Genomic DNA, 24,172 nt, shown 5'->3' with positions numbered 1-24,172 from the left:
GCGTCGCTGGTTCGAGTCGGGCTTCGCGGCGTGGTAATGTCGTTCCTCGTTGCGCAAGCGACAATTCACCCAGATGCGCGGGTGGCGGAATAGGTAGACGCGCTAGCTTGAGGTGCTAGTGCCCTTTAACGGGCGTGGGGGTTCAAGTCCCCCCTCGCGCACAGAACGAAGAAGGCCCCGGGTTCATCCCCGGGGCCTTCTTCGTTATCTGCGGGAGGGGCGGCCGCGAGGCGGGGCTTATAGGCCAGAAATAGTGGATGGGGTCGGGCGTGTCATCCTCGTCCTGCCCATCCTGTTCTGAGCCAGAGGCCTTCGGTGGCGTCGAGGCCGTTGTCGTAGAGGGTTGGGGTGGGGTCCTCGAGGTCGATGGTGGCGTCCTCGTGCGGGGTTGGCGTTGTGGGGGCGTGGGCGTAGCTGTGGGCGTGGTCGATGGGGACTTCGTGCAGCAGCAGGAACCATTCGACGGCGCGGCGTTGATGCTGGATCGGCATGCCCCGGTGATGGCGAAGGAGGTGCCTGATCTGGGCGTTGAGTCCTTCGAGGCGTGAGGTGGTGCGCGGGGCGTCGTGGCGGATGAAGGTGAACATGTGTTCGTTCTCGGCGACGCGGTGCAAGATCGCCCAGGCTTTGCGGAGCGGTTTGTGGGTGTAACCGAAGTGGCCGTTGTCATAGAGGGTGCGTTCGCGCAGGAGGTGCCCGTAGGTCTTCCACCAGGCTTCCAGCGTGAGGCGCCAGGTGATGGCGTCGTCGACGGTGTGGATGCCGCTGAGGGCGAGGGCGATCTGGCGCAGGTCTTTGCCGGCGCGCAGGCGCGGGTTCCTTGTCAGTTCGCGGGTGACGTTCAGCTGCAGGTGGAAGATGCAGCGTTGGATGGCGGTGGCGGGCCAGTGCAGGGCGAGGGCGGAACGGATCCCGGAGCCGCCGTCGGTGACCACCACCGTCGGGGCGGGAATGCTCTCGAACAGCGCGCCCCAGGCAGCAGCCGATTCGCGGGCGGCCCACTGCCATCCCACGACGGTGTTGGTGGTGGTGAGGGCGATGAGTAGACACCACGTTTCGATCCAGATCCCATCGACCAGGATCACCTCGTGTACTTCGCCTGTGACGGGCAGGCGCGGCTCGAGGGCCCAGCACCACGCGGTGTCGCGACGGAACGAGCGGGCGCTGCGGGAGCTGGCGAGCTCGGCCTGTGAGGCCTTGCCCATCAGCCAGGTCAGGAACCGGTGCAGCTGTTCGCGGCGGGTAACGTCAGGGCGCCGACGGATAGTGGAGGACCCGCACGGCCGGCACCGCCACCGCTGCGTTCCTGAGGGGTGTCGTCCGTTCTTCACCAGCTTCGACCCGCATACCACGCACGAGCCCTGATTCGAGGGAAGGTCCACGACTAAGGGTCGCGGACCATACCGATCCCCGTTCTACCCCGGAATCACGCGGCTAGATCGAGGATTCATCCACTATTCCTGACCTATAACCCCGAACCCGTTCGGGGTTGGGCCCACGCCGCCGGAGGCTCCGCGCGCCGCGTAGCGGCGGGTGGAGGGGCGGTGGGGAAAGTCCCCCCTCGCGCACAGAACAAGAAGGCCCCGGGTTCATCCCGGGGCCTTCTTCGTTATCTGCGGGCGGGTCGGCCGCGAACCCGTTCGGGGTTGGGCCCACGCCGCTCGTGGCCGCCCCGCACGCCCGCCCGCGGCGGCGTCACCCGCTCCCGGCCCATTCGTGCCGGGCTCCGCGGCATCCATCTATCCGCGCTGGCCTCCCGGCATCCACGCGCGCGTGACTCCCGCGAAACACCGGCGTGACACGCCCCGCCTAGCGTCGGAGCATGCCTTCCTTCCGTGTGCCCACGATCGACATCTCCGCGTGGGAGGGCCCCGGCTCGCCCGATGCGCGCGCGGCGGTCGTCGCCGCCGTCGATCACGCGTGCCGCACCGTCGGATTCATGCAGGTGGTGGGGCACGGCATCCCGGATGGGGTTCTGAGTGACTTCACGGCGGCGCTCGACGCGTTCTTCGCGTTGCCGCTGGACGAGAAGAAGCGGTACGTGCGACCGGGGGCCGAGAACCGGGGGTACAGCCCGCCGAAGAGCGAGTCGCTCAGCTATAGCCTCGGCGTCGACCCCGTCACGCGGATGAACGACTTCTTCGAGGCGTTCAACGTGGGGACGTCGTGGCGGGAGTATCCGGGGACGACCGCGACGCCCGCCGATTACGCCGAGAACACCTGGCCCGATGAGGCCTCGACCTTCGAGCCGGCCGTGACCGCGTACTACGACGAAGCGCGACGCGTGGCCCGGACGCTGACACGGGTGTTCGCGGCGGCGCTGCGGGTGCCCGACGACTTCTTCGACGGCATCACGGGTCACTCCATCGACGTGCTGCGGATGAACAACTACGCCCTGCCGCCGGGGTCGATCGAGCTCGGCGCGGAGCTGACGGGGATGGGCGAGCACACCGACTTCGGTCTGGTCACGGTGCTGTGGGCGGATCGGGTGGCGGGGCTCCAGGTGCTCGGGTTCGATGGCTCGTGGAACGACGTGGCGCCCGCCGAAGGCGCTCTGCTGGTCAACCTCGGCGACGTGGCCGCGCGCCTCACGAACGACAAGTGGCTGTCGACGCTGCACCGGGTGAAGCCGCCCGTCATCGACGGCACGATCGAGCGGCGGCGGTCGGCGGCGTTCTTCCACGACGGGAACGCGGATGCCGTCATCGCACCGCTGCCGCATTTCGTGTCGCCCGAGGCACCGGCGTTGTACGACCCCGTGACGGTGCGCGAGCACATCACGGCCAAACTCGCGGGCTCACGCGCGGGTCGGAAGAACGTCGGCGCGGTGCGCGAGGCCGCACGGGTGGCGGCGGCGACGCGCGGCTGACGCCGGCCCCGTACTTCGGCGCCTCTGCGCTCCGGCGCTGGCAGCGGCGCTCCAGCGCCGACAGCGGCGCCGCCGCCGCGCGTTGGTGCCGACAGCGGCGCCGCCGCGTGGGAGAAACGCCGTTCGCGACCGGGAACGCCACGACGCCGCGTGTCTCATCGCGAACAGCGTTTCTCGGCGGCGGCGGCGACCGAGCCGCTGGCGCCGGACCCGCCGCGGCGCCGCCGCCGGCGACGCGCGTGAGAAACGCTATTCGCTCTGAAAAACGCCATGACGGCGCGTGTCTCGTCACGAACGGCGTTTCTCGATGGGGGCACCGGCCCCGCCGCTATCGCCGGCCCCGCCGCGGCACCGGCCCCGCGGCGACAGCGGCGCCGCCGCCGGCGGCAGCGGCGCCGCCGCGCGCGACAAACGCCGTTCGCTCTGAAAGACGCCACGACGCGGCGTGTCTCGTCGCAAACAGCGTTTCTCGGCGGCAGTGCCGGTCGAGTTGCCGTTGCCAGCCCCGCCGCGCCGGCGCCCCCGCCGGTCGAGTCGCCGTCGGCAGCCCCGCCGCGCCGGCGCCCCCGCGCGCGAGAAACGCCGTTCGCTTTGGGAAACGCCACGACGCGACGTGTCTCGACGCAAAGAGCGTTTTTCGGCGGCGCCGCCGGTCGAGTCGCTGCCGCCGGTCGAGCCGCTCTTACCGCCCGCGCCGCGGCGGCGGCGCTCGTCAGGCCGCGGAGACTCCGAACAGCAGGCCGAGCACGTAGGTGATGGCGGCGGCGCCGAAGCCGATCGCGAGTTGGCGCAGCCCGCGCTTGAGCGGCGAGGCACCCGAGAGCAGCCCCACCATGGCGCCGGTCGCCATGAGGGCGATGCCGACGAGTACGAGAGCGAGCACGACCGCGCCGACGCCGCTCATGCCGAAGATCCACGGCAGCACCGGGACGACCGCACCCGACGCGAAGAACAGGAAGCTCGAGATCGACGCGCCCCACGCGCTGCCGACGACGTCGTGCGCGCTCTCCCCCGGGGCGGCGGCCGCCGGGGCGGTGCCGGACTGCGCGGCCGTGACCACCTCGCGGGCCTTGGTCAGTGCGGCATCCGGATCCATGCCGCGCGTGCGGTACACGAGGGCGAGCTCGTTGGCATTCAGGTCGAGGTGGGGCAGGGCCGAGTCGGCGAAGTCGCTCTCTTCGGTGGCTTTCAGCAGCTCGCGCTGCGAGCGCACCGAGACGAACTCCCCCGCGCCCATCGACAGGGCTCCCGCGAGCAGGCCCGCGATGCCGCTGAACAGCACGAAGCTCGGGGCGACGCCAGTCGCCCCGACACCCATGACGAGCGCGAGGTTGGACACGAGGCCGTCGTTGGCGCCGAACACGGCGGCGCGGAAGGTGCCGGAGAGGCGGCGGCGGCCGCGGGCGGCGAGCCCGCGCACGACCTCGTGGTGCACGCGCTCGTCGGCGGCCATCGCGGCGGTCGCGTACGGCTCATCGGCGTAGGGCGAACGGGCCTCGGCGTTCTGCGCGAGCGCGAGCACGAAGATGGAGCCGAAACGGCGGGCCATCCACGCGAGCATGCGCGTTCCGATGCCGGGCTGCGGGAGTCGCTGGGGCTTCTCCCCCAGCAGCTCGATCCAGTGCTGCTCATGGCGCCCCTCGGCCTCGGCGAGCGCGAGCAGGATGTCGCGCTCCTCGCCGGTGCGACGCGAGGCCAGTTCGCGGTACACGCGTGCCTCGGCGCGTTCGTCGACGAGATAGCGCGCCCAGCGGCGGCGGTCGCGAGCGGTGGGGGTGGCAAGGGTCGTCACTGGGGCTCCTTCGGGTCGCCCACAACCGTAATGAGGCGACCGCGCTCCCCCGGGCGCGTCGATCGAAACTGACAGCATTTCGGGCCTCCGAAGCCTGGAAAGACGCGGATGCCGCGTCACGGTGCCAGCGTTTCGGGCACGCGAAATGGCCCCGGGACGATCAGGAGTGCACGCGCTTGCGCAGCACGTCGATGCGCGCCTGCAACTGCGCGACGGTCGCGTGCGACACCGCGGGACCGCCGCAGATGCGCCGCAGCTCGGCGTGCACGAGACCGTGCGGCTCGCCGCTCTGACGCGCGTACAGGCCGACCATGGTGTTCAGCAGCTGCCGCTGCTCCTTCAGCGTGCGGTGGAGCGGTGCCGGGAGCCCGCCGTCGTCGACGCTCGGCGGTTCGACGCCGTTCTCCTTCTCGGTCGCCTCACGCGTGGAGCGATGCCGCGACTGCCGGGTCGCGCGCGACATGAGCACCTCGTGGACCTGCTCGGGTTCGAGCAGACCCGGGATGCCGAGGAACTCCTCCTCCTCGATGGTTCCCGGCACGGCGAGCTGACCGAACTCCTGCCCGTCGAACATCACGCGGTCGAAGTGGGCGAGCGAGCCGAGCGCCTGATACTCGAACTCCTGCTCGAGCGCGTCGGAGGCCTTGTCTTCGCGCTCGGCGGCATCCATCAGGTCTTCTTCGGCGTTCCACTGGTCGTCCGCGTCGCTGTCGCGGTCGAGGGCGTGCTCGCGCTGCGCCTCCATCTCACCGGCGAGGGCGAGCAGCTGCGGCACGTTCGGCAGGAACACGCTCGCCGTCTCACCACGACGGCGAGCGCGCACGAAACGGCCGATGGCCTGCGCGAAGAACAGCGGCGTCGAAGCGCTCGTGGCATAGACGCCGACGGCGAGGCGTGGAACGTCGACGCCCTCCGACACCATGCGGACGGCGACCATCCAGCGGCTCGTGCCCTTCGAGAACGTCTCGATGCGGCCCGAGGCCTCGGCCTCGTCGGAGAGCACGACGGTGACCTTCTCGCCGCTGATGTCTTCGAGGATGGCGGCGTACGCCCGCGCCGCGGTCTGGTCGGTCGCGATGACCAGGCCCCCGGCATCCGGCACCGTCTCGCGCACCTCGGTCAGGCGACGATCGGCGGAACGGAGAACGGCCGGGATCCAGTCGCCGTTCGGGTCGAGCGCGGTGCGCCAAGCCTGCGACGTGATGTCTTTGGTGTTGTCCTGGCCGAGCTGGGCCTCCATCTCTTCGCCCGCCTTGGTGCGCCAGCGCATCTGGCCGGCGTAGACGAGGAAGAAGACCGGGCGCACGACGCCGTCTTCGAGGGCGCGTTTGTAGCCGTAGGCGTAGTCGGTGCGCGAGAGGCGGATGCCCTTGGCGTTCGGGTGATACTCCACGAACGGGATGGGCGCGGTGTCGCTGCGGAACGGCGTTCCCGACAACAGCAGGCGGCGGGTCGCGCGGCTGTACGCCTCGCGCAGGGCGTCGCCCCAGCTGAGGGCGTCGCCGCCGTGGTGCACCTCGTCGAGGATGACGAGGGTGCGGGCATCCATCGTCAGGCGCTGGTGCACCTCGGCCTTCACCGCGACCTGCGCGTAGGTGACCGCGACGCCGTGGTACTGCCGCGAGGGCGTGGCGTGACGGTTGGAGAAGAACGGATCGAGACGGATGCCCACGCGTGCGGCCGCCTCGGCCCACTGGGTCTTGAGGTGCTCGGTGGGGGCGACCACGACGATGCGGTCGACGACGCGACGGCGCATGAGCTCGGACGCGAGACGCAGGGCGAACGTCGTCTTACCGGCGCCGGGGGTCGCGGCGGCGAGGAAGTCGCGGGGTCCCTTGCCCTCGCCGTCGGGTCCGTCGAGACCGAAGTACAGGTCGAGCGCCTCGGCCTGCCACGCGCGCAGGCGCTGGGCGGTGCCCCACGGCGCGCGCTGCGGGAACGACGGCGACAGGTGTTCGGCGGCGAAGGAGCCGAAGTGGGGTTCGACGCCGTCGATGGGCGCGGGCGCGTCACCGGCGATGGGGTGGTCGGCGATCGGGGAGGTGGCGTGCGCCGGGTCGGCGAGGGGGGATGCCGCGGGGACCGGCGCGGACGCGACGTCCGGCGCCGCGGGGGCGGTGACGGGCGCGGACGCCGTGGGCAGCGTGCTCGCGACGGGGCCGGGGCTCGCGACCGGGCCGGGGCTCGCAACCGGGCCGGGGCTCGCAACCGGGCCGGGGCTCGCGACCGAGCCGGGGCTCGCAACCGGGCCCGCGACGAGGCCGGGACTGGCGACCGGGCCCGGGCTCGCGATGCGCGCCGGGGATGCGACGGGACCGGGACTGGCGATGCGCGCCGGTTTCGCGGCATCCGTCCCCGTCGGCGACGGCGGAAGGTTCGGGGTGCGGGCTTCTTCTTCCAGCATCGAACCTCCATCCCTCGCGAGCGCGAACATCCACGATAGGCGGTTCTGCCGCGGGCCGGCGTCGCCCTGTGAATGGTTCCGCCCTCCCATCGGCGATAAACGCGATTCACGCGCAGAAACGCGATGACAGCGCGTTTCTGCGCGCGAATCGCGTTTCTGCGGGGTCACCGGCGCGAGCCCCCCATGCCCTCGTCGGCACTGTCGGAGGCCGGGGTTAGCCTGGAGGTCGGAGGTTTCGATGACACTCGATCCGCACTCGCCCCGCACCTCGCCCTCGCCCGACAACCCCGGCCCGCACCCCTGGCGCCGGTACGTCGCCCTCGGCGACTCGTTTACGGAGGGCATCGGCGACCCTCTGCCCGACGGCGGCCACCGCGGGTGGGCCGATCGCGTCGCCGAGGTGCTCGCCGCGCAGGTCGACGACTTCGCCTACGCAAACCTCGCCGTCCGCGGCAAGCTGATCGGGCAGATCGTCGCCGACCAGATCGAGCCCGCGCTGGCGCTGAAGCCCGACCTCATCACGTTCTCCGCCGGCGGCAACGACGTCATCCGTCCGGGTTCCGATCCCGACGCGGTCGCCCAGCAGTTCGAGGATGCCGTCATCCGCCTGCGCCGAGACAACGCCACCGTCGTCGTCTTCACGGGGATCGACACCGAGTTCACGCCCGTGTTCCGTGGCATCCGGGGCAAGGTCGCGATCTACAACGAGAACATCCGCGCGATCGCCGACGCCCACGACTGCGTCGTCGCCGATCAGTGGGGGCTGAAAGAGGTGCAGGACATGCGCTTCTTCGACGACGATCGGCTGCACTACAACGCCCTCGGCCATCACGAGGTGGCCCGGATGGTCTTGCGCGCGCTCAACGTGCCGAACGACCTCCAGCCGCAGCAACCCGAGGCCGTGACCGCCACGACGTGGCGCGCCGCGCGCGAGAAAGACCTTGTGTGGGCGCGGTCGTACCTCGTGCCCTGGGTGCTGCGGCGCCTGCGGCACCAGTCGTCGGGCGACCACATCCAGGCCAAGCGTCCCGAGCCGCTGCCCGTCATCACCCTCGCGCCGGGTCAGGATGCCGCGGCCTCGCCGGGGACGCCGGTGTGACCATCGCGATCTCGACGCCGTGAGATCCGGCCCGCACTCTCCGTCCACGCCCCTCCTGACCCCCGATTTCGACGGGGGTCAGCAAAGAGCGGCGTAGGTCGGACGAGCCCGGGGACGGACCTCACCGATGCGTCACGAGCCTGCGATCGCACTCAACGCGTATGACGCATTCAACGGGGACGGATTGCGCAGCGCCGCGATCTGCACCATCGTCAGGGCGACGACGTGACCGTCTTCGACCGCCGACAGCGTCGGGTAGACGGCACTGTTCTCCCAGGCGGTCTTCACGTCGGCGCTGAGGAAGGCGATGTACATGCGGTCGGCGTCCGCCTTGTCGACGGTCTCGAATGACAGGCCCGCGGCCCCCGAGCCGTCATCGAGGGAGGGAAGGGCGGCCGCGGTCGTGCTGAACGTCATGCCGAGCGCGTCGAAGGCGCGGACGCTGCCGTCCTCGGGGTCGTTGACGACCTTGAGGGCGTTGGGGGTCCCGAGCGACAGCGTGTAGGTCAGGCCCTTCAGCTCGGGGTGGCTCGCGCCCGCCTCGGCGAACACGGCTGCGTCGGTGTCGATGAGCGGCTGCACGGCATCCGAGGTGCCGAGGGCCTCGGCGATGAGCGGAGCCTCGACCTTCCAATCGAGGTGGTGGATGTTCTTCGCGCTGGGGCCCACGACCGGCGCGATAGCCGAGAGTGCGGCATAGTTCGCCTCGAGGTCGACGTACGAGGTTGCGACGATGAGGTCGGGGTCCAGTGCCGCGATGGCCTCGAGGTCGAGAGGCGCGCGGTCGGCACCGGCGGCGGCGGTCTGAATGAGCGCGGGTGTCGTGGTGAGCTTCGGGGCGAGCCAGGGGGCGATGCCGGACGTGTCGAAGGGGAACGCCGAGGTCGCGACAGGTTCCACGCCCAGCGCCGTGACGATGTCGGCCTCCATCCAGCCGAGGGTCACAACACGCTCGGGAGCGGCGGGGATGCTGGCTTCGCCGTAAGCGTGGTCGACCGTGACGGGGAACCCGCCCGAGGTCGATGCGGGCGTGCTGCCGGCGTCGGCGGCGCCCGTGGCGCAGCCCGACAGCAGCGCGGCGCTGACCGCGAGGGCGGCGGCCGTGGCGACCGCGCGGGCCGGACGGAGGAAGCGGGCGAGAGACATGGAACTCCTTCGGATGGCGAACTACGGCGGGGGGAGAGGCGGCCGGCGCGCGGCTCGTCCAGCCCCGCGGGATAGGTTAGCCTAACCTTAGAGACATCGACGCCCGCGAGTCGTCGAGGTGACCGGGCGACGAACGAGGGGACCCCATGAGCCGCGAGCTGCGATTGACCCAGACCCAGCGCGAGGTGATCGCCCATACCGCACACGCCCACGGTCTAGTGGACGAGATGGCGCTCGTTCGCGAAGCCGTGAAGGTGTCGTCGCTCGTCACGCGCGTCACGATCGATCTGGGCGGCGAGCCGGAGGCGGCGGAGTGGGCGAAACCCAACACAGCGATCCGCATCGAGGTCCCCGCGCTCGACGACGACACCGCGCTCGTCTCGCGCGTGTACACGGTCCGCCGTTTCGAGGCGCCGCGCACGATCGAAGTCGACGTGGTGCGCCACGGTCATCGCACCCCGATGACGGCGTGGCTCAGCGGCATCCGCCCCGGCGACCGCGTTCGCGTGATCGGTCCGCGCACACACCTGCTTCCCCCTCATGACGGACGCCCGATCGAACTCGTGGCTGATGACTCCGCGCTTCCCGCTGTCGCCTCCATCCTCGCCGCGTGGCCCGACGGCAGCCGCGGACGCGTGCGCTCCCCCAGCCTCGACGAGGTCGTGCTGAGCCAGCTGCCCGCGGTGCCCGGAGTCACCGTCGAGCGCATCACTGCCGTGGCCGACGTCACCGCACCGATCGACTCAGTGCTGTGGGCGGCCGGAGAGCGCGACGACATGCGAGCTCTGCGCGCGCGGTGCATCGCGGCCGGCATGGACAAGGCCGACCTCCGTGTCTTCGGCTACTGGAAGCGCGGCGTGAGCAACAGCGTGATCGACGCCAAACGACTCGATCACTTCGCCGCGCTGCTCACGTCGACGGGGTCGGCCGACGGCGCCGACGACTTCGACGTCGATATTTGAGGCACAGATTTCTCCCGTCTCGCTCGGGCTGCGGGTCGTGCCGCAGGGGGAGCATCGGAAGGACCCCGGAGACATGACACGCTCCCGCATGCCCGCACGGCATGATCGCCGGATGCCGCCCGCACAGCACCGGCGCCGGGTGGCGCTGCCGCTGCTCGCCGTGGCGCTGGTCGTCGCGGTGGGCCTGAGCCTGATGCTGGGAGGCCGGGAGATCTCCGTCACCGCGTTCGCCGATGCGATCATCGCACCCGGAACCGCCGATCAGGCCGCGGTCATCTGGGGACTGCGTCTGCCGCGAACCGTAGTCGGAATCCTGGCCGGCGCCGGATTCGCCGTCGCCGGAGCGCTGATCCAGGCCGTGTCGCGCAACCCCCTCGCCGAGCCGGGAATCGTCGGCGTGAGTGCCGGCGCCGGGTTCGCCGTGACGCTCGCCGCCGCCGTGTGGGGCATCGCCTCGCCCTCCGCCGTGGCCGGGACGGCCTTCGCCGGTGCCCTGCTCACCACCGCCGTCGTGCTCGCCATCGGGCGCGCCGGGCGCCCGGGCGGCTCAGCGCGCATGCTTCTGGCCGGAGTCGCGATCGCGGCGATCCTCGGCGGCCTGTCGACGGCGATCTCCCTGCGTGACAGCACGGCGTTCACGGCGGTGCGCAACTGGGCGCTCGGGTCGATCGTGGCGACCGGATACGACGAGGCCCGGGTCATGGGCCTCGTGATCGCCGCCGGGGTGGTGCTGGCGTTCGTGTGCGCGCCCGGCCTCAACGCCCTCGCGCTCGGCGACGAACTCGCCACCGCGCTCGGCACGCGGGCCGCCTGGGTGCGCGGCGCCGCTGTCGTCGCCATCGCCCTGACAGCCGGCGGGGCGACGGCCCTGACCGGCGGGATCGTCTTCCTGGGCCTCATGGTGCCGCACGCGATGCGCTGGGTCGTCGGCCCCGACCAACGCGGGATCCTCGCGACGTCGCTGCTCGCCGGCCCCGCGCTCGTGCTCGTCGCCGACGTCATCGGGCGGCTCATCGCCGCCCCCGGAGAGATCCCCGTGGGCGTGGTCGTCGCGGTCGTCGGGGCACCGGTGCTCATCGCGATGGTCCGCCGTCGGGAGGTGAGCGGGCTGTGAGCGTCGTCGCCGACACCGCCCGCCCGGCGCCCCCGCGCCGCCGCGCCACGCGCCGCGTCGTCCTCGTGACGGTCGGGTTTTTCCTCGGCGCTGTGGCGCTCGCGATCCTCAGCCTCACGCTCGGGAAGTACCCCATCTCCCCCGACCGCCTCCTCGCCCTGGCCCTGGGCACCGGTAGCGACTTCGAACGACTCGTGCTGATGGAGTGGCGACTGCCGACGGCGATCGCCGCGGTCGTCTTCGGTGCCGCCCTGGGCCTCGCCGGCGCGATCGTTCAGCGCCTCACCCGCAACCCGCTCGGCTCCCCCGACCTCGTCGGCATCGACGTGGGCGCCTTCACGGGCGTGGCGATCGCGATGATCCTGCTCGGAGCCAAGGGCTTCTGGCCGATCGCCGCCGCGGCATCCCTCGGCGGTCTGCTCACCGCCGCGCTGGTGACGGCGCTCGCGTATCGGGGCGGGCTGTCGACGTTCCGCCTCATCGTCGTCGGCATCGCCGTGGCCGCGGCCCTCGGATCGATCAACGCCTACCTCGTGACGCGTGCCGATGTGGGCGACGCGATGTCGGTCGGCCTCTGGGGAGCGGGCTCGCTCACCCGCGTGTCGTGGCAGAGCCTCGTGCCGAGCGTGGTGATCCTCGTGCTCGTCGGCGCCGCCGCGCTCCTCACCACCCGATCGCTGCGCAGCCTCGATCTCGGCGACGACGTCGCCACCGCTCACGGCGTCGCCGTCGTGCGCCTGCGTCTGACGCTGATCGCTCTCGCCGTCGTCGTGACCGCGGTCGTAACCGCCAACACCGGTCCGCTCGCGTTCGTCGCGCTCGCGGCTCCTCACGTCGCCCGGCGCCTCGCTCCCGGCACGGGGCTCATCCCGGCGATCGGTGCCGGGGCGTTCCTCCTCACCTCCGCGCAGTTCGTCGCGCTCGCGCTGGGTCTCGCGGGTATCGCCGCTCCCGTCGGTCTCGTCACCCTCTCCCTCGGCGGGGCGTACCTGCTGACGCTGCTCATCGGCGTGCGGCGGCGGTGAGCGGGCCAGAGCGCGGAAGTCATGGCATCCCCGTTCCCGAGGGACAGGGGCGAGGGATGCCGTGGACTCAGCGGCTCTCGAACGCCAGACGCCCCGCGAGCAGCACGTACGTCGCCGCGAAGGTGCGGCGGAGCCACGCCATGACCTTCGGGCGCGTGATGACCTGGGCGCGCATCGCGGCGGCGAAGACTCCGTAGAGGGCGAACACGAGGAACGTCAGCGCCATGAACACCAGGCTCAGACCGATCATGTGCCAGGTGCCGTCCGCCTCCCCCGCGGGGACGAACTGCGGCAGGAACGCGAAGAAGAAGATCGTGAGCTTCGGGTTGAGGAGGTTGATGAGCACCGCCGTGCGGATGACGCGCCAAAACGAGACGGGGGTGGTGTCGGCATCCACGTCGATGAGCGAACGATCGCGCCACACCTGCCATGCGAGGTAGAGCAGATACGCCACGCCCAGCCATTTGATGGTCTGGAACGCAATCGCGGAGGCGTTGAGGATGGCGGCAAGGCCCGTGATGGCGGCGATCATGTGCGGGACGACGCCCAGCGTGCAGCCGAAGGCCGCGCTGACACCGGCACGCGATCCGCGCGAGAGACCCGCGGCGATGGAGTACACCGCACCGGTGCCGGGTGTGGCGACGACGACCAGCGTGGTCAGCAGGAACGCAATGCTCATCGGGATGCTCCTCGAGTCGACTGCTTCCGCACGGTACCGCACCGCTCGGCTGGAAAGCGCATGCGAAGCTGGCACGGTGAGCCTCGCCGATCTGCCTTTCGCTGCCTCGTCGCTGGGCACCTCCATGGGCGAGCCCGCGATCGTCCTCCCCGGCGGGCCGTGCCGCGGGGTGGAGTACCTCGGCGATCTCGCCGGGCTCGGCGACGACCGGTCGCTCTTCGTGCTGCATCCACGCGGCACGCTGACCACCGGCGGTCTCTCGCGCGGGTGGTGGACCGATGCCGACGACGTCGTGCTCCTCGCCGACGCGCTCGGTCTCGACCGCGTCGACCTCGTCGGCCACTCCGCCGGCACGCGGCTCGCACTGGCGGCGGCGGTCCGACACCCCGACCGCGTCCGCTCGCTCGCGCTCATCACCCCGCCGGCGTCATGGCTGACGGGCACGGCATCCGATGCCGAGGCCCTCCTCACCGACGCCGATCCGGAGGTCCGCGCGGGCTACCGGGCGCTCGCCGAAAACGACGCCGACACCCCGGCATCCTTCCAGGAGCAGTTCCTGCGCCAGGCTCCGGCGTCGTACGCGCACTGGACAGCCCGCGAGAGCGCGCACGCCCGCGTCGGACGGCTGGACCGGGATGCCGCACACGCGTGGTTCCGCGACATTCCCGCCGACGCTGCCGGACGTATCCTCGGCGCGGATCTGCCGCCCACGCTCGTCATCGGCGGCGACCGCGACCTGCTGACGGGCGTGGCACCGGTGCGGTCCTACGCCGACGCTCTCGGCGCCAGCCTGACGATGCTCGCGGACTGCGGCCACTACCCCTGGATCGAGCAGCCGGACACATTCCGGGCGAGCGCCAGGGCGTGGCTTCGACGCTGACGGCACCCGACCCGCCCAGCTCCGCGCCGCGCTCGCGCCAGGCTCTCACCCGGCGAACGCGGAACGAGGGGGACGCGATCGCGTCCCCCTCGTTCACCACGACAGTCAGCGCGCGGGATCGATCGCGATCGGCTCCGGGTGGGCCTCGTGGTGGTTGCTGTTGGCCGGGGTGGCCAGCACCTCGGCCGTGCGAGCATCGAGCGCCGCGGGATCGAGGTCGCCGGCCTGCACCATCACGTCCTCGAGAGCGACGACCCAGTGGGCGTAGTACGACCAGGGCTCGCTCTCGCGATCACCGCCCCGGGCCTCCCACTCGGAGATGGAAGCGATCAACGCGCCCTGGAACTGCTCCCAGTCGAACTTTTTGGCGTGGTAGGCGGTGATGGCGAGAGCGAACGCGCGAATCTCCCACGGGCTCTCGAACGACAGCTGATCGGGCGAGCCGCCGGGCAGGTCGCACACGAGCTCCTCGACGAGGCGACGATCCCGTTCCAGATCGCTCTCGTCGACGTACGGCGACGGCAGCACCGGCGTCATGCCACGTCCTCTGCGCTCTTCGTTGTTCCGACACCGATCATGGAGTCGCGCGTGACGAGCTCGTAGAGCTGCTCCTCGGACCATCCCTCGGTGCCCGCGGGGCGCTGCGGGAGGACCCAGTACCGCATTTCACTGCTGGAGTCCCATACGCGTACCTCGACGTCAGTCGGCAGATCGTACGAAAACGCTTCGCTGAGCACCTTCCGCGGCTCGCGCGTGATCGCGGCGCGGTACTGGGGGTCCTTGTACCAGTTCGGCGGCAGGCCCAGCACGGGCCACGGGTAGCAGGAGCACAGCGTGCAGACGATCACGTTGTGCACCTCGGGGGTGTCCTCGACTACGACCATGTCCTCGCCCTGCAGGCCGCTGATGCCCAACTCTGCGCAGGCCTCCGACGCGTCGTGGAGCAGGCGGGCTTTGAACTCCGGGTCCGCCCATGCCTTGGCGACGACACGAGCGCCCAACTGGGGGCCGACCTCGTTCTCGTAAATCTCGACCATGCGATCGATCGCCTGCGTGGTCATGATGCCTTTGTCGATCAACATCGACTCCAGCGCCTTCACGCGCGCGGCGATCTCTTCCCGGCTGCGGATGTGTGCGCTCATGCTGCGGCTTCTCCCTTGCGCTCGACGAGCTCGATGTACGGCTCCCAGACATCGAAATAGACGGAGTCCCGCGGCTGATCGGCGCCGGATCCCCAGAGTTCTTGGGCGGTGAACTTGACGGTGTAGACGTGCTCCGGCGCCTCACCCAGGCCGTTGCCGGCGGTGTCGGGGTAGATGAAGACCCCGTGAGCCATCACGATCTCCCCGACCGCCCCGCGGACGTAGCGCGCTCGGCGGGTGTGCCCCTGGGGCGCGTCGCGCTCGACGCGGACGAGGTCTCCGACCGCGAAGGCCGCCGGTGCCTCGGACTCGCGCTTCGCGGTGGCGCCGGCCTTCACGACGGCCTCGACGAACGCGAGCAGCTCGGGGTCGTCGGCGTGCTCCGGCAGAGGGGCGTCGGGATTCGCGAGGTAATACGCGGTGCGGCGGTCCAGCTCCTCGAGATCCAGCACGCCGCGCTTCTCGCCGTAATGCTCGACGGTGTGCACCCAGTGCTCGTAGTACGGCGACGTGAGGTACACCACGGGGTCGATGAGTTCGATCCCGTGCCGGAACTCGTCGACGCCGAAGAAGCCCGCACGGAAGCACATCGCGAACATCGGGAAGACGGCTTTCTCCCACTCGCTGCGGAAGACAGGCTCGCTCTCCGGCACGACGACGGGGCCGATTCCGTCGGTGCCGGCGAGGTCGAACACTCCGTTCATATCTCGCTCTCTTTCTCGATCAGACGGGGACGGAATATCCCCCTCGTGTCATTGCGTCAACACGTACTGACACGTTGTTATATACAGAACGCGCATCGGTCCGGGCCGTCAAGCGGCGACATCGCATCGCGCGGAAAACTTCACACGCCCGACACAAATGTGGGTTCAGAGCAGATGGAAGCCCGATTGCCCGGCGACGGCCACGCGGGTCGTGGACGCGTAGGTCTCTTCGTCACCGAAGCGGAGCAAGCCGCGCGGCGTCTCCAGTCGCACGCGGCGCACCGCCCGCACGAGCGCCGCGGGCGCGGCATCCGGTTCGGTCACCAGGGCGCGGTCGAGGAGCAGGATCGTGCTGTAGACCGACTCCGACATGCTCGACAACGGCGGCGCCCAGGCACCGAAGCGATCGCGATAGCGGGCGACGAACGCCCGGTTGACCGGAGAGCACGATGCCTCGAAATACCCCATCGCCGCCCAGAGCCCCGCGCTCTGCTCAGCCCCGATGTGCTCGCGGGTCGATTCGTCGAGGACGAGCGACAGTGTGGTGGCGGTCGATCGAAGTCCGAGCTCGTGGCTGGCGCGCTCGAAACGCACTTCGTCGTCTCCGACGAGGGTCGAGATCACCAGGTCGGCACCCGACCGCCGGATGCGCTCGACCACGGGCATGTAGTCGGGGTGGCGCAACGGGAGGCGTGCCTCACCGACCACGCAGGCTCCCCGCTCCGCGAGCATTCCTCGCGCGACGCGAGCCGCGGAGCGCGACCACGAGTACGTGTGCCCCACGATGTAGCAGCGCGACCCGCCGGTCTCGCGCATGAGCGGCGTGAGCGCCGCCCGCAGCTGGTGCGCCGGCCGCTCACCGAGTCGCAGCGCCGAACGCGCCGGGCGGCCGCCCTCGTTGAGCACCGAATGGACCGCCAGCACGCCGTGGCGACGCGCGACCTGCTGCACGGCCGTGAAGCTTGCCGAAATCACGGCGGCCACGATGATCCGACACCCCGCGGCGATGAGGCGCTCGGCTTCGAGAGCCGCCATCGCCGGATCCGTCCCGTCGTCTCCGACGATGAGGTCGTTCTCGCCGCTCGCGCTCGCCGCGTTGAGTTCGTCGATCGCCAGCAGCGCCGCATTCTCGGTGCCGAGGGCGAACACCGCACCCGATCCGGACTTGGTCGTCAACAGGCCCCAGCGGCGCCCCCGCGCGCTGTCCGGCACGGATGACGGCATGCCGGCGCGGCGGACCATCCAGTCGACGCCGGCGTCATCGACGTCGCACATCATCGTCACGCGCGCACCGGTCGGCAGGGGCGTGAGGCGAAGACGCACGACGCCGCGCCACGGTTGCGAGTGCTCGATGACGATCGACTGTCCCCAGACGATCCGCCTGATCCGCCCGAAGATGGTGAAGCCCGACGCCGCACCCCCGAACGGCACGGTCAACGTTATCGGCCGGCCGACCTCGAGCCGTTCGAACGACGCGTCGAACAACCAGCCGCCGAGGGTCTCGAAAACAGCCTCGGGCGTCAACGCCACGTCGCGCGTCGCCGTGAGGACGATGCTCGACACGCGCGTCGATCAGCCGGCGCGTCGAGCCCGCGCGGCGGGCGGGGCCGACAGGGAGGGCGCCGCGAGCGTCTCGCCCTCGGCCTGCTCGAGTGCACTGTTCATCAGCGCCTGAAAGTACCCGACGGCGATCATCGCCGAACCCTCGCGATCGAGGGAGTAGAACCGCTGCCTGCCGGCACGACGCTCGCTGACCAGGCCCGACGAACGAAGGATCCTCAGATGCGTGGACACCGCCGTCCGCCCGACGTCGGAGATGGCATCGGCGATCTCGCCCGCACTGGCGTCGCCGTGCGTCGAGAGGAAGGTCAGGATGTCACGGCGGACGGAACTCGAGAGCGAGTCGAACACGCTATCGGCATCCATGCTCTCCCTCTTCTCCTCGTCGCCGTCCTGGTGCCGCGAGTCTACCGCCCGCCGCGGACTCATCGCCGTCAGGCGCGACGGCACCTCCCCGCCGCACGCTCATACCGTCCGCAGCCGCAATCGAAGCTCGCCATCCGATCGGCGCGCGACGGCGACGGCCGCCAGGGGTTCGGCATCCATCCGCCAGATCCTCGACGCCGGCAGCCCGAGTGCGACGAGCACGGCCGCGCGCGCGACTCCCTGCGGAACGACCGCGACGTATCGCCCGCCACCGACCCCCGCGATGACGCGACGGATGCGCCCGCACAGATCGTCGACGGACTCCCCGCCGGGGGGCGCCTCCCCGGATCGCCAGCGCTGGAGTTCATCGGGTGAGAGCGACGCCAGGTCTCTGCCGCGCCACTCGCCGGCGCCCCCGTCGCGCAGGTCGGTCACGATGCGAGGTGCCGACCAGCCGAGCGCGGCGACGGTCTGCACGCACGTCGATTCGGGCGCCGAGAGCACCTCGTGGCGCCCCGGATGGAGCGACGACCTTCGACACAGCTGGAGGCCGGATGCCGCCAGCTCGTCGTCCGACGCGGGAAAAGCCGCCCGCAGCTGGGACGCGGTCGTCGCTTGCACGACGAACACGATCTCCGCGCGGGCGGCGCTCCCGTCGACGACACTCACCGCGCCGGCACGAGCTCACCCGAAGCGGTGCCCGGCGTGGCGACGGCGGCACCACGCCCGCGCCCCCGGAATCCGAGCACCGCGGCCAGCAGCACGGTCGCGCCGCCGAAGATCGTCGTCGCCACCAGCAGCGACCCCAGCCGGAAGCCGCCGATGACCGCGGCCGGGTAACCGTCGAGCACGATGTCGTCGCCGTCCATGACGGGCCCCGGCATCTCCGACGCCGCCCCCACCATCTGTGCAACCGAGGGCAGGAACGCCGCGGCCGCGAGCACGACGACGAGGTACCCCACGCCGACGGCCACGATGGCGGCGAACCATCCCCATCGGGCGGACAGCCGGGCAGCGACCACGACGGCGATCGTCATGGCGAACACCGAGATCGCGAACATCGAATACCACGCGAGCGTCCGAGCGACGAGGTCGTCGTGCGAGCCGATCGCCGGAGGGTTGCTCGGGTACTTCGCGTACGGCACCAGGAACCCGCCGATGAGAGCGAGGGTTCCCGCGACGAGCGCCGCCCGGCGGGCGGACAGGTCGGGGACCACCTTCTGCAGCCCGTACGCGGCGACGGCGATGAGAAGACCCATCGCCATCCCGAACAGCCCCACCGACAGGAAGACGCCGACGCTCGCCTGCACCGCGCGCGGCACGACCTCCTCTTCACTGCCGCCCGCCGCGAGGTCGATCGCACCGTGGTGATGGCCGCCGGTCGCGGTTCCGGTGCCGATCGCCGCCTCGGCCGCCGACCGCATCGACTCGTAGTCGATCGCGGCCGACAGCGACGGCTCCACGGTGATCAGCGACACCACCGCACCGAGCAGGCCGGCGACGAGGCCGGCACCCGCGCCGGCGAGGACAATCCGCGACTCCGCACTCATAACATCCGTCCTCAGTGGCACGGGAAGCCGAGCAGGTGGCGGCCGTCGTGCATCATCTCGTGGATGTGCGTGTCGGATCCGAAGACCGACACGACACCCTGGTCGATTCCGACGAAATAGGAGGCCGCGACGGCGACGAGGACCGCGCCGGCGATCCAGAGGACGCGGACGGCCGTGCTCGCGGTGCGGACCGTGGGAACGGCCAGGACCTCGGAGTGAGTGCTCATAATTTCTCCTGTAGGGGTTGCGTGGAAGGGGTGAGGTGGGGGTGTCTCAGGCGTGCTGGGCCAGCGCGGGCGGCGTCAGAGTGCCGCACCGGGCCTGAACGGCGGCGGCCACGCGCAGGGCGAGCGCATCGTCGAAGCGCGGCGCGACGACCATGAGTCCGACCGGGAGACCGGATGCCAAGCCCGCCGGCACCGAGGTGGCGGGGTGTCCGGTGACGTCGAAGGGCGCCGTGTTCCCGATCATGCTGAGCGCCTTGCGGAGGTATTCGGGGCGATCGTCGCCGGCCTCCAGCAGCTCGAGCGCGGTGAATGGGGCGGTGGGCATGACGAGCACGTCGACCTGCGCCAGCGCCGCGTCGTACCCGGCCCGCACGTACGGCACGAGGCGCTGGGCCTTGGCGTACGAGGCACCGCCGAGGCCGTGCAGCCCCCAAGCGCCCGTCAGGGCCGTCACCTTGACCGACTCCGCGAGCGCGTGACCGCGCTCGAGCTTGCCCCGCGCGAAGTGCTCCATCTGGTGCGGGTCGTAATAGCCGGGGACACCCAGGCCGTAGCCATTGCCGTCGAGCATCTGGTACGTCGCCCCGTCGGTCGCGATGACACCCCACAGAGCGCCGGCGTCGGCGTGCTCGGGAACGCTGATGCGGGTGACCGTGGCACCGTCCGCGGACAGCGCCTCGGCCGCCGCGGTGACGATGTCGTCCACCTCGGGATCGGAGAGGCCCGGGATGCCGAATCCCTCGGTGACGAGGCCGATCCGCAGCCCCGAGACTCCGGCGCCGATGGTCGAGAGATCTCCCGGACCACGGAAAGCCTCCGCCTGACGCGCGTCGAGCCCGTCCGCACCGGCGAGCACGGACAGCAGCAGCGCGGCATCTTCGACGGTGCGGGCCATCGGGCCGAGGTGGTCGATCGTCCGCTCGATCGGGAAGGCTCCGGTGTAGGGGACGAGGCCGAAAGTCGGCTTGTGTCCGACGACGCCCGAGAAGGATGCCGGGAGGCGCACCGAGCCGCCCTGGTCGCCGCCGATCGCGAGATCGACCTCTCCCGAGGCGAGCAGCGCGGCGTTGCCGCTGGAGGATCCGCCCGTCGTGCGCCCGTGGTCCCAGGGATTGCGCACCGGCCCGGTGGACGAGGTGAAACTCGACCCGGAGAAGCACAGGTCTTCGCATACCGCCTTGCCGAGGATCGTCGCTCCCGCCGCAAGGACGCGCGTGACGACGGTCGCATCCTCGCGGGGCACGTAGCCCTCAAGAGTCCGCGAGCCGTTCGTCATCGGGACGCCGGCGACCGCGATGTTGTCCTTGACGGCGACCGTGCGCCCGTCGAGGACTCCCCCGGAGGTGGGAGCGATCTCGGTGCGGACATACCAGGCCCCGAGCGGGTTGTCCTCGTCGCGGGGGCGGTGGGATTCCCGGACGGGCGGTTCGACCTCGACGTGCGCCGCGTAGAGCCGATCGACCACGTCGTAGCTGGCGAGCCCGCCGACCGCGAGAGCGTGCAGCTCGTGGACCTCGGACTCGTCGTAGTCGTAGCGGAAGCGTTGCGCGAACGCCCTCACGTCGTCCTTCGTCGGGCGGGTCACGGCCATGTTCGGTCCTTCCGTCGAGCGTTGCGATCACCGGACCGAGGGACGGCCGGCGACCGACGTGAATGTGTCATGACTTATTGACGCATTGACGCTTGCCGAATGGGTGACGCGGGTGTTTCGGTCAGGTAACACCTCCCGCGCCGAGGTCGAGGGTCGGCCGGGAGCGGCCGCACGCCGGCACGACAGAAGAGCGCCGCAGCGCACGCACGACAGACCGCGACCCTCGCATCGCGCAGGTCGGCTGCGCCTGTACCGCGACATCTACCCCATCGACGCGGCCTGAGTCCTCGGCGACGACCCGTGCGCCCGCCTCAGCGCCGCCCGCGCCCCAACTCCCACAGCGCGACGGCGCTCGCCGCGGCGACGTTGAGCGAGTCCACTCCCCCGGCCATGGGGATGGTGACGACCGTGTCGGCGGCGTCCAGCGCGCGGCGCGAGAGGCCGTCGCCCTCGGCGCCGAGCAGCAGGGCGACGCGCTCATGACCCGCGGCCGAGAACACGTCGAGGGTGACCGCGTCGTCCGAGAGCGCGAGCGCCGCGAGGTGCAGCCCCGCGTCGTGCAGCAGCGGCGCGGCATCCGACCATTCCGGCAGCCGCGTCCACGGCACCTGAAAGACGGTGCCCATGCTCACGCGCACACTGCGCCGGTAGAGCGGGTCGGCGCACCGGGGCGTCACGAGCACGGCATCCGCTCCGAGGGCAGCGGCCGAGCGGAAGGCGGCACCGATGTTGGTGTGGTCGACGATGTCTTCGAGCACCACGACGAGACGGGCGTCCTTCACGACCTCCGCGACGGATGCCAGGGCGGGGCGATGCATGGATGCCAGCAGCCCCCGGTGCACGGTGTATCCGGTGACCTGCTCGGCGATCTCGGCCGGGACGACGTACACCTCGGCATCCTCCCCCACGAGAGCGAGCGCGTCGGCGAGGAACTTCTCCTGCACGAGGACCGACCGTGGGCGGTGGCCGGCGCGGAGCGCCCGGTCGAGCACCTTCGACGACTCGGCGATGTACAGCCCGCCCGCGGGCTCGGTCACGCGCCGCAGCGACACGTCGGTGAGGTCGCGGTAGTCGGCGAGGCGCGGGTCGTCGGCGGAGTCGAGGGGGATGACGGGCATCGTCCCATCGTGCCAGCCGCGCTCCCCCTCGCCTCGCCCCGCCCGCGTCGAGCGCCCCCGTCCGTTCGGTGTCCCCGGCACGCGGACGCCGGCGAAGACGGCCCGGGTGTCGGGCACACTCGCCCCGGTGTCCGCACGAACCGCAGGGATGCCCGAGCCGCGCGGCGCGCATCGCGCCTCGGGTGTCGGCGCCCCGCTCTAGACTCGATGCGACGGAGGTGTGCATGACCGACACGACGAAGGATGCCGGGTTCTCGGCATCCATCGATCGGGCTGTCGAGGTGCTCGCCGGCCGCCGGATCGCGGTGCTGACGGGCGCCGGCGTGTCGACCGACTCGGGGATCCCCGACTATCGCGGCAAGGGTGCGCCGACGCGGACGCCGATGACGGCGCAGCAGTTCCTCGCCAGTGCCGACGCGCGCCGGCGCTACTGGGTGGGCAGTCATCTCGGGTGGAAGGTGTTCGCCGCCGCCGAACCCAACGACGGGCATCACGCCCTCGCCGAACTCGAGGCCGCGGGGGTCGCGAACGGCGTCGTCACGCAGAACGTCGACGGACTGCACGTGCGCGCCGGCAGCGGACGGGTCGTGGAGCTGCACGGCACCATGCGCCGGGTGGGCTGCCTGCAGTGCGGCCAGGTCTTCGACCGGCGCGACCTCGCCGAGCGGGTCGAGGCCGACAACCCGTGGATCACCCTGCCCGACAACGTCGAACTGGGTCCCGACGGCGATGTGACACCCGCATCCGCCGACGGTTTCATCGTGCCGGTGTGCTCGGTGTGCGGGGGCACGCTCAAGCCCGACGTCGTGTTCTTCGGCGAGTACATCCCGGTGGAGAAGTTCCGCGAGGCCGAGCAGCTCGTCCACACCAGCGGCGCGCTCGTCGTGGCGGGGTCGTCGCTCGTCGTGAACTCGGGCATCCGGCTGGTCGAGCGCGCACGGCGCAAGCGCCTGCCGGTCGTCATCATCAACCGCGGCGAGACACGGGCCGATCAGCGCGCGACGGTCAAGATCGACGGCGGCACGACCGACGCGCTGCGGGCGCTGGCGCAGCGGCTGCCCGGACTGCTCTGACGCCGCTCCCGCGCGCGGCGCCACGACCGACGCCTGACAGGCACTGGCCGAGCGGCTGCCCGGAATGTTCTCGGCGTCCGCGCGGTCCGGTGTCACGAGCGGAGGACGAGGGGCGAGCGGAGGATGAACCGCCGCCGGGCATCCTCCCCTCCCCCCATCTCCTCCGCTCCCCACGCCGCTCGCGCCATGACGTCCCCGGGCGCGAGGGTCGCGCCCCGTCTCCGCCGGGACCACGGATGCCACCCCGGGTTAGGCTCGACGCGTGACGATCCTCACCCTCGTACGCCACGGCGAAACCGACTGGAACTCCGGCGGTCGCATCCAGGGCTCGACCGACATCCCCCTCAACGACACCGGTCGCGCGCAGGCGCGCGAGCTCGCCGAGCGTCTCGCCGCCGAGTACGCGGGGCACGACGTCGTCATCGTCTCGAGCGACCTGTCGCGCGCGGCCGAGACCGCCGATGTGATCGCCGCGGCGCTCGGAACGACGGTCAGCCGACGGATGCCGGGACTGCAGGAGCGCTCCTACGGCGACGCCGAGGGCATGGACGCCCCCACCTTCTACGAGACGTACGGCCCGTGGCACGCCGCCGACGTGCCGAACGCCGAGTCGTGGCCGGTGGTACGCGAACGCGCGCTCGCCGCGCTGGCCGAGGTCGTCGCCGAGACACCCGACGGCGTCGACGTCATCGCGGTCGCGCACGGCGCGCTGATCCGCGAGGTCATCATGTTCGCCACCGCCGGGGAGTTCCCCCGCGAGGGCGAGCGGCTGCCGAACTGCTCGGCGACGACGTTCCGCCTCGACGGCGACTCCTGGGAGATGCTCGCGTACGCGGGCGTCGCCGGCTAGGCCGGCGCGGCTTCCCTGGGT

Annotated in this window: 23 protein-coding genes and 1 tRNA gene; 9 read left to right on the top strand and 15 right to left on the bottom strand. The window is 71.1% G+C overall.

The features are described from left to right. Nucleotides 1-75 precede the first annotated feature (75 nt). A tRNA-Leu gene (locus tag QE410_RS06915) sits at nucleotides 76-161 on the top strand. Nucleotides 162-272: 111 nt separating this feature from the next. Here the strand turns inward: QE410_RS06915 and QE410_RS06910 are convergent. Continuing rightward, nucleotides 273-1,352, bottom strand: a complete 1,080-nt coding sequence (locus tag QE410_RS06910) for an IS1249 family transposase (protein ID WP_307334389.1) — start codon at nucleotides 1,350-1,352, stop codon at nucleotides 273-275. Nucleotides 1,353-1,822: 470 nt separating this feature from the next. Here QE410_RS06910 and QE410_RS06905 point away from each other — a divergent pair, with 470 nt between their 5' ends. After that, nucleotides 1,823-2,869 (top strand): isopenicillin N synthase family oxygenase, encoded by a 1,047-nt coding sequence (locus tag QE410_RS06905; RefSeq protein WP_307329707.1) that lies wholly within the window; start codon nucleotides 1,823-1,825, stop codon nucleotides 2,867-2,869. Nucleotides 2,870-3,581: 712 nt separating this feature from the next. Here QE410_RS06905 and QE410_RS06900 read toward each other — a convergent pair. Then, nucleotides 3,582-4,661: a VIT1/CCC1 family protein gene (locus QE410_RS06900; protein ID WP_307329704.1), complete on the bottom strand. Its 1,080-nt coding sequence runs from the start codon at nucleotides 4,659-4,661 to the stop codon at nucleotides 3,582-3,584. Nucleotides 4,662-4,821: 160 nt separating this feature from the next. Then, on the bottom strand, nucleotides 4,822-7,065 hold the full coding sequence (locus QE410_RS06895; RefSeq protein ID WP_307329701.1) for a DEAD/DEAH box helicase: 2,244 nt from the start codon (nucleotides 7,063-7,065) through the stop codon (nucleotides 4,822-4,824). Between the two features lie 238 nt (nucleotides 7,066-7,303). Between QE410_RS06895 and QE410_RS06890 the strand changes: the two genes are divergently transcribed. Next, nucleotides 7,304-8,164, top strand: coding sequence for an SGNH/GDSL hydrolase family protein (locus QE410_RS06890; RefSeq protein WP_307329698.1), 861 nt, complete (start codon nucleotides 7,304-7,306; stop codon nucleotides 8,162-8,164). A 132-nt stretch (nucleotides 8,165-8,296) separates the two neighbouring features. On the opposite strand, the gene QE410_RS06885 is transcribed toward QE410_RS06890, so the two are convergent. Continuing rightward, nucleotides 8,297-9,310, bottom strand: coding sequence for an ABC transporter substrate-binding protein (locus QE410_RS06885; protein WP_307329695.1), 1,014 nt, complete (start codon nucleotides 9,308-9,310; stop codon nucleotides 8,297-8,299). A gap of 146 nt (nucleotides 9,311-9,456) precedes the next feature. On the opposite strand from QE410_RS06885, the gene QE410_RS06880 reads away from it, so the two are divergent. The 3 genes from QE410_RS06880 to QE410_RS06870 all read left to right on the top strand — a co-directional run bounded on the left by QE410_RS06880 (nucleotide 9,457) and on the right by QE410_RS06870 (nucleotide 12,411). Beyond that, nucleotides 9,457-10,272, top strand: coding sequence for a siderophore-interacting protein (locus tag QE410_RS06880; RefSeq protein WP_307329693.1), 816 nt, complete (start codon nucleotides 9,457-9,459; stop codon nucleotides 10,270-10,272). A 112-nt stretch (nucleotides 10,273-10,384) separates the two neighbouring features. Further along, entirely contained in the window at nucleotides 10,385-11,386 is a 1,002-nt protein-coding gene (locus QE410_RS06875) for an iron ABC transporter permease (protein WP_307329690.1), read from the top strand. Further along, nucleotides 11,383-12,411 carry an iron chelate uptake ABC transporter family permease subunit gene (locus QE410_RS06870; RefSeq protein WP_307329687.1) on the top strand — a complete coding sequence of 343 codons (1,029 nt, stop codon included), beginning with the start codon at nucleotides 11,383-11,385 and terminating at the stop codon, nucleotides 12,409-12,411. Before QE410_RS06875 ends, QE410_RS06870 begins: the two co-directional genes overlap by 4 nt. A gap of 67 nt (nucleotides 12,412-12,478) precedes the next feature. Here the strand turns inward: QE410_RS06870 and QE410_RS06865 are convergent, their stop codons facing one another. Further along, nucleotides 12,479-13,090, bottom strand: coding sequence for a LysE family translocator (locus QE410_RS06865; RefSeq protein WP_307329685.1), 612 nt, complete (start codon nucleotides 13,088-13,090; stop codon nucleotides 12,479-12,481). Between the two features lie 76 nt (nucleotides 13,091-13,166). Here QE410_RS06865 and QE410_RS06860 point away from each other — a divergent pair, with 76 nt between their 5' ends. Then, entirely contained in the window at nucleotides 13,167-13,970 is an 804-nt protein-coding gene (locus QE410_RS06860) for an alpha/beta fold hydrolase (RefSeq protein ID WP_307329682.1), read from the top strand. A gap of 105 nt (nucleotides 13,971-14,075) precedes the next feature. Here the strand turns inward: QE410_RS06860 and QE410_RS06855 are convergent, their stop codons facing one another. The 10 genes from QE410_RS06855 to QE410_RS06810 all read right to left on the bottom strand — a co-directional run bounded on the left by QE410_RS06855 (nucleotide 14,076) and on the right by QE410_RS06810 (nucleotide 22,228). Then, nucleotides 14,076-14,507: a nitrile hydratase accessory protein gene (locus QE410_RS06855; protein WP_307329679.1), complete on the bottom strand. Its 432-nt coding sequence runs from the start codon at nucleotides 14,505-14,507 to the stop codon at nucleotides 14,076-14,078. Continuing rightward, complete coding sequence (nthA, locus tag QE410_RS06850) at nucleotides 14,504-15,112, bottom strand: nitrile hydratase subunit alpha (protein WP_307329677.1); 609 nt, start codon at nucleotides 15,110-15,112, stop codon at nucleotides 14,504-14,506. The genes QE410_RS06855 and nthA overlap by 4 nt, the downstream gene beginning before the upstream one ends. Beyond that, nucleotides 15,109-15,816 (bottom strand): nitrile hydratase subunit beta, encoded by a 708-nt coding sequence (gene nthB / locus QE410_RS06845; protein ID WP_307329673.1) that lies wholly within the window; start codon nucleotides 15,814-15,816, stop codon nucleotides 15,109-15,111. The genes nthA and nthB overlap by 4 nt, the downstream gene beginning before the upstream one ends. Before the next feature lie 165 nt (nucleotides 15,817-15,981). Beyond that, nucleotides 15,982-17,379, bottom strand: coding sequence for an ABC transporter substrate-binding protein (locus QE410_RS06840; protein WP_307329670.1), 1,398 nt, complete (start codon nucleotides 17,377-17,379; stop codon nucleotides 15,982-15,984). A 9-nt stretch (nucleotides 17,380-17,388) separates the two neighbouring features. Continuing rightward, entirely contained in the window at nucleotides 17,389-17,742 is a 354-nt protein-coding gene (locus tag QE410_RS06835) for a helix-turn-helix transcriptional regulator (RefSeq protein WP_307329667.1), read from the bottom strand. 99 nt (nucleotides 17,743-17,841) lie between these two features. Continuing rightward, nucleotides 17,842-18,411, bottom strand: a complete 570-nt coding sequence (locus tag QE410_RS06830; protein WP_307329664.1) for a histidine phosphatase family protein — start codon at nucleotides 18,409-18,411, stop codon at nucleotides 17,842-17,844. After that, the gene (locus tag QE410_RS06825) at nucleotides 18,408-19,292 is read right to left on the bottom strand and encodes a CbtA family protein (RefSeq protein ID WP_307329661.1); all 885 of its coding nucleotides are present in this window, start codon (nucleotides 19,290-19,292) and stop codon (nucleotides 18,408-18,410) included. The genes QE410_RS06830 and QE410_RS06825 overlap by 4 nt, the downstream gene beginning before the upstream one ends. Before the next feature lie 11 nt (nucleotides 19,293-19,303). Next, on the bottom strand, nucleotides 19,304-19,519 hold the full coding sequence (locus QE410_RS06820) for a CbtB-domain containing protein (RefSeq protein WP_307329658.1): 216 nt from the start codon (nucleotides 19,517-19,519) through the stop codon (nucleotides 19,304-19,306). Between the two features lie 46 nt (nucleotides 19,520-19,565). Then, nucleotides 19,566-21,110 (bottom strand): amidase, encoded by a 1,545-nt coding sequence (locus tag QE410_RS06815; RefSeq protein WP_307329655.1) that lies wholly within the window; start codon nucleotides 21,108-21,110, stop codon nucleotides 19,566-19,568. 311 nt (nucleotides 21,111-21,421) lie between these two features. Beyond that, nucleotides 21,422-22,228 carry an RNA methyltransferase gene (locus tag QE410_RS06810; protein WP_307329652.1) on the bottom strand — a complete coding sequence of 269 codons (807 nt, stop codon included), beginning with the start codon at nucleotides 22,226-22,228 and terminating at the stop codon, nucleotides 21,422-21,424. A gap of 224 nt (nucleotides 22,229-22,452) precedes the next feature. On the opposite strand from QE410_RS06810, the gene QE410_RS06805 reads away from it, so the two are divergent. Both QE410_RS06805 and QE410_RS06800 read left to right on the top strand, forming a co-directional pair. Then, a complete protein-coding gene (locus QE410_RS06805; RefSeq protein WP_307329649.1) occupies nucleotides 22,453-23,301 on the top strand; it encodes a Sir2 family NAD-dependent protein deacetylase in 849 nt (282 codons plus the stop codon). A 262-nt stretch (nucleotides 23,302-23,563) separates the two neighbouring features. Continuing rightward, on the top strand, nucleotides 23,564-24,151 hold the full coding sequence (locus QE410_RS06800) for a histidine phosphatase family protein (RefSeq protein ID WP_307329647.1): 588 nt from the start codon (nucleotides 23,564-23,566) through the stop codon (nucleotides 24,149-24,151). Nucleotides 24,152-24,172: the final 21 nt, after the last annotated feature.

Origin of the sequence: Microbacterium sp. SORGH_AS_1204, from assembly GCF_030818935.1 — a bacterium.
Lineage (GTDB): Bacteria > Actinomycetota > Actinomycetes > Actinomycetales > Microbacteriaceae > Microbacterium.
This window is presented reverse-complemented; position numbering and strand designations above follow the sequence as displayed.

Bases quoted from the DNA above. Each gene is read 5' to 3' on its own strand.
- QE410_RS06825 (WP_307329661.1), bottom strand. From the start codon at position 19,292: ATGAGTGCGGAGTCGCGGATTGTCCTCGCCGGCGCGGGTGCCGGCCTC.
- QE410_RS06875 (WP_307329690.1), top strand. From the start codon at position 10,385: ATGCCGCCCGCACAGCACCGGCGCCGGGTGGCGCTGCCGCTGCTCGCC.
- QE410_RS06865 (WP_307329685.1), bottom strand. From the start codon at position 13,090: ATGAGCATTGCGTTCCTGCTGACCACGCTGGTCGTCGTCGCCACACCC.
- QE410_RS06805 (WP_307329649.1), top strand. From the start codon at position 22,453: ATGACCGACACGACGAAGGATGCCGGGTTCTCGGCATCCATCGATCGG.
- QE410_RS06815 (WP_307329655.1), bottom strand. From the start codon at position 21,110: ATGGCCGTGACCCGCCCGACGAAGGACGACGTGAGGGCGTTCGCGCAA.
- nthA (WP_307329677.1), bottom strand. From the start codon at position 15,112: ATGAGCGCACACATCCGCAGCCGGGAAGAGATCGCCGCGCGCGTGAAG.
- QE410_RS06835 (WP_307329667.1), bottom strand. From the start codon at position 17,742: ATGGATGCCGATAGCGTGTTCGACTCGCTCTCGAGTTCCGTCCGCCGT.
- nthB (WP_307329673.1), bottom strand. From the start codon at position 15,816: ATGAACGGAGTGTTCGACCTCGCCGGCACCGACGGAATCGGCCCCGTC.
- QE410_RS06885 (WP_307329695.1), bottom strand. From the start codon at position 9,310: ATGTCTCTCGCCCGCTTCCTCCGTCCGGCCCGCGCGGTCGCCACGGCC.
- QE410_RS06810 (WP_307329652.1), bottom strand. From the start codon at position 22,228: ATGCCCGTCATCCCCCTCGACTCCGCCGACGACCCGCGCCTCGCCGAC.
- QE410_RS06905 (WP_307329707.1), top strand. From the start codon at position 1,823: ATGCCTTCCTTCCGTGTGCCCACGATCGACATCTCCGCGTGGGAGGGC.
- QE410_RS06855 (WP_307329679.1), bottom strand. From the start codon at position 14,507: ATGACGCCGGTGCTGCCGTCGCCGTACGTCGACGAGAGCGATCTGGAA.
- QE410_RS06895 (WP_307329701.1), bottom strand. From the start codon at position 7,065: ATGCTGGAAGAAGAAGCCCGCACCCCGAACCTTCCGCCGTCGCCGACG.
- QE410_RS06890 (WP_307329698.1), top strand. From the start codon at position 7,304: ATGACACTCGATCCGCACTCGCCCCGCACCTCGCCCTCGCCCGACAAC.
- QE410_RS06820 (WP_307329658.1), bottom strand. From the start codon at position 19,519: ATGAGCACTCACTCCGAGGTCCTGGCCGTTCCCACGGTCCGCACCGCG.
- QE410_RS06880 (WP_307329693.1), top strand. From the start codon at position 9,457: ATGAGCCGCGAGCTGCGATTGACCCAGACCCAGCGCGAGGTGATCGCC.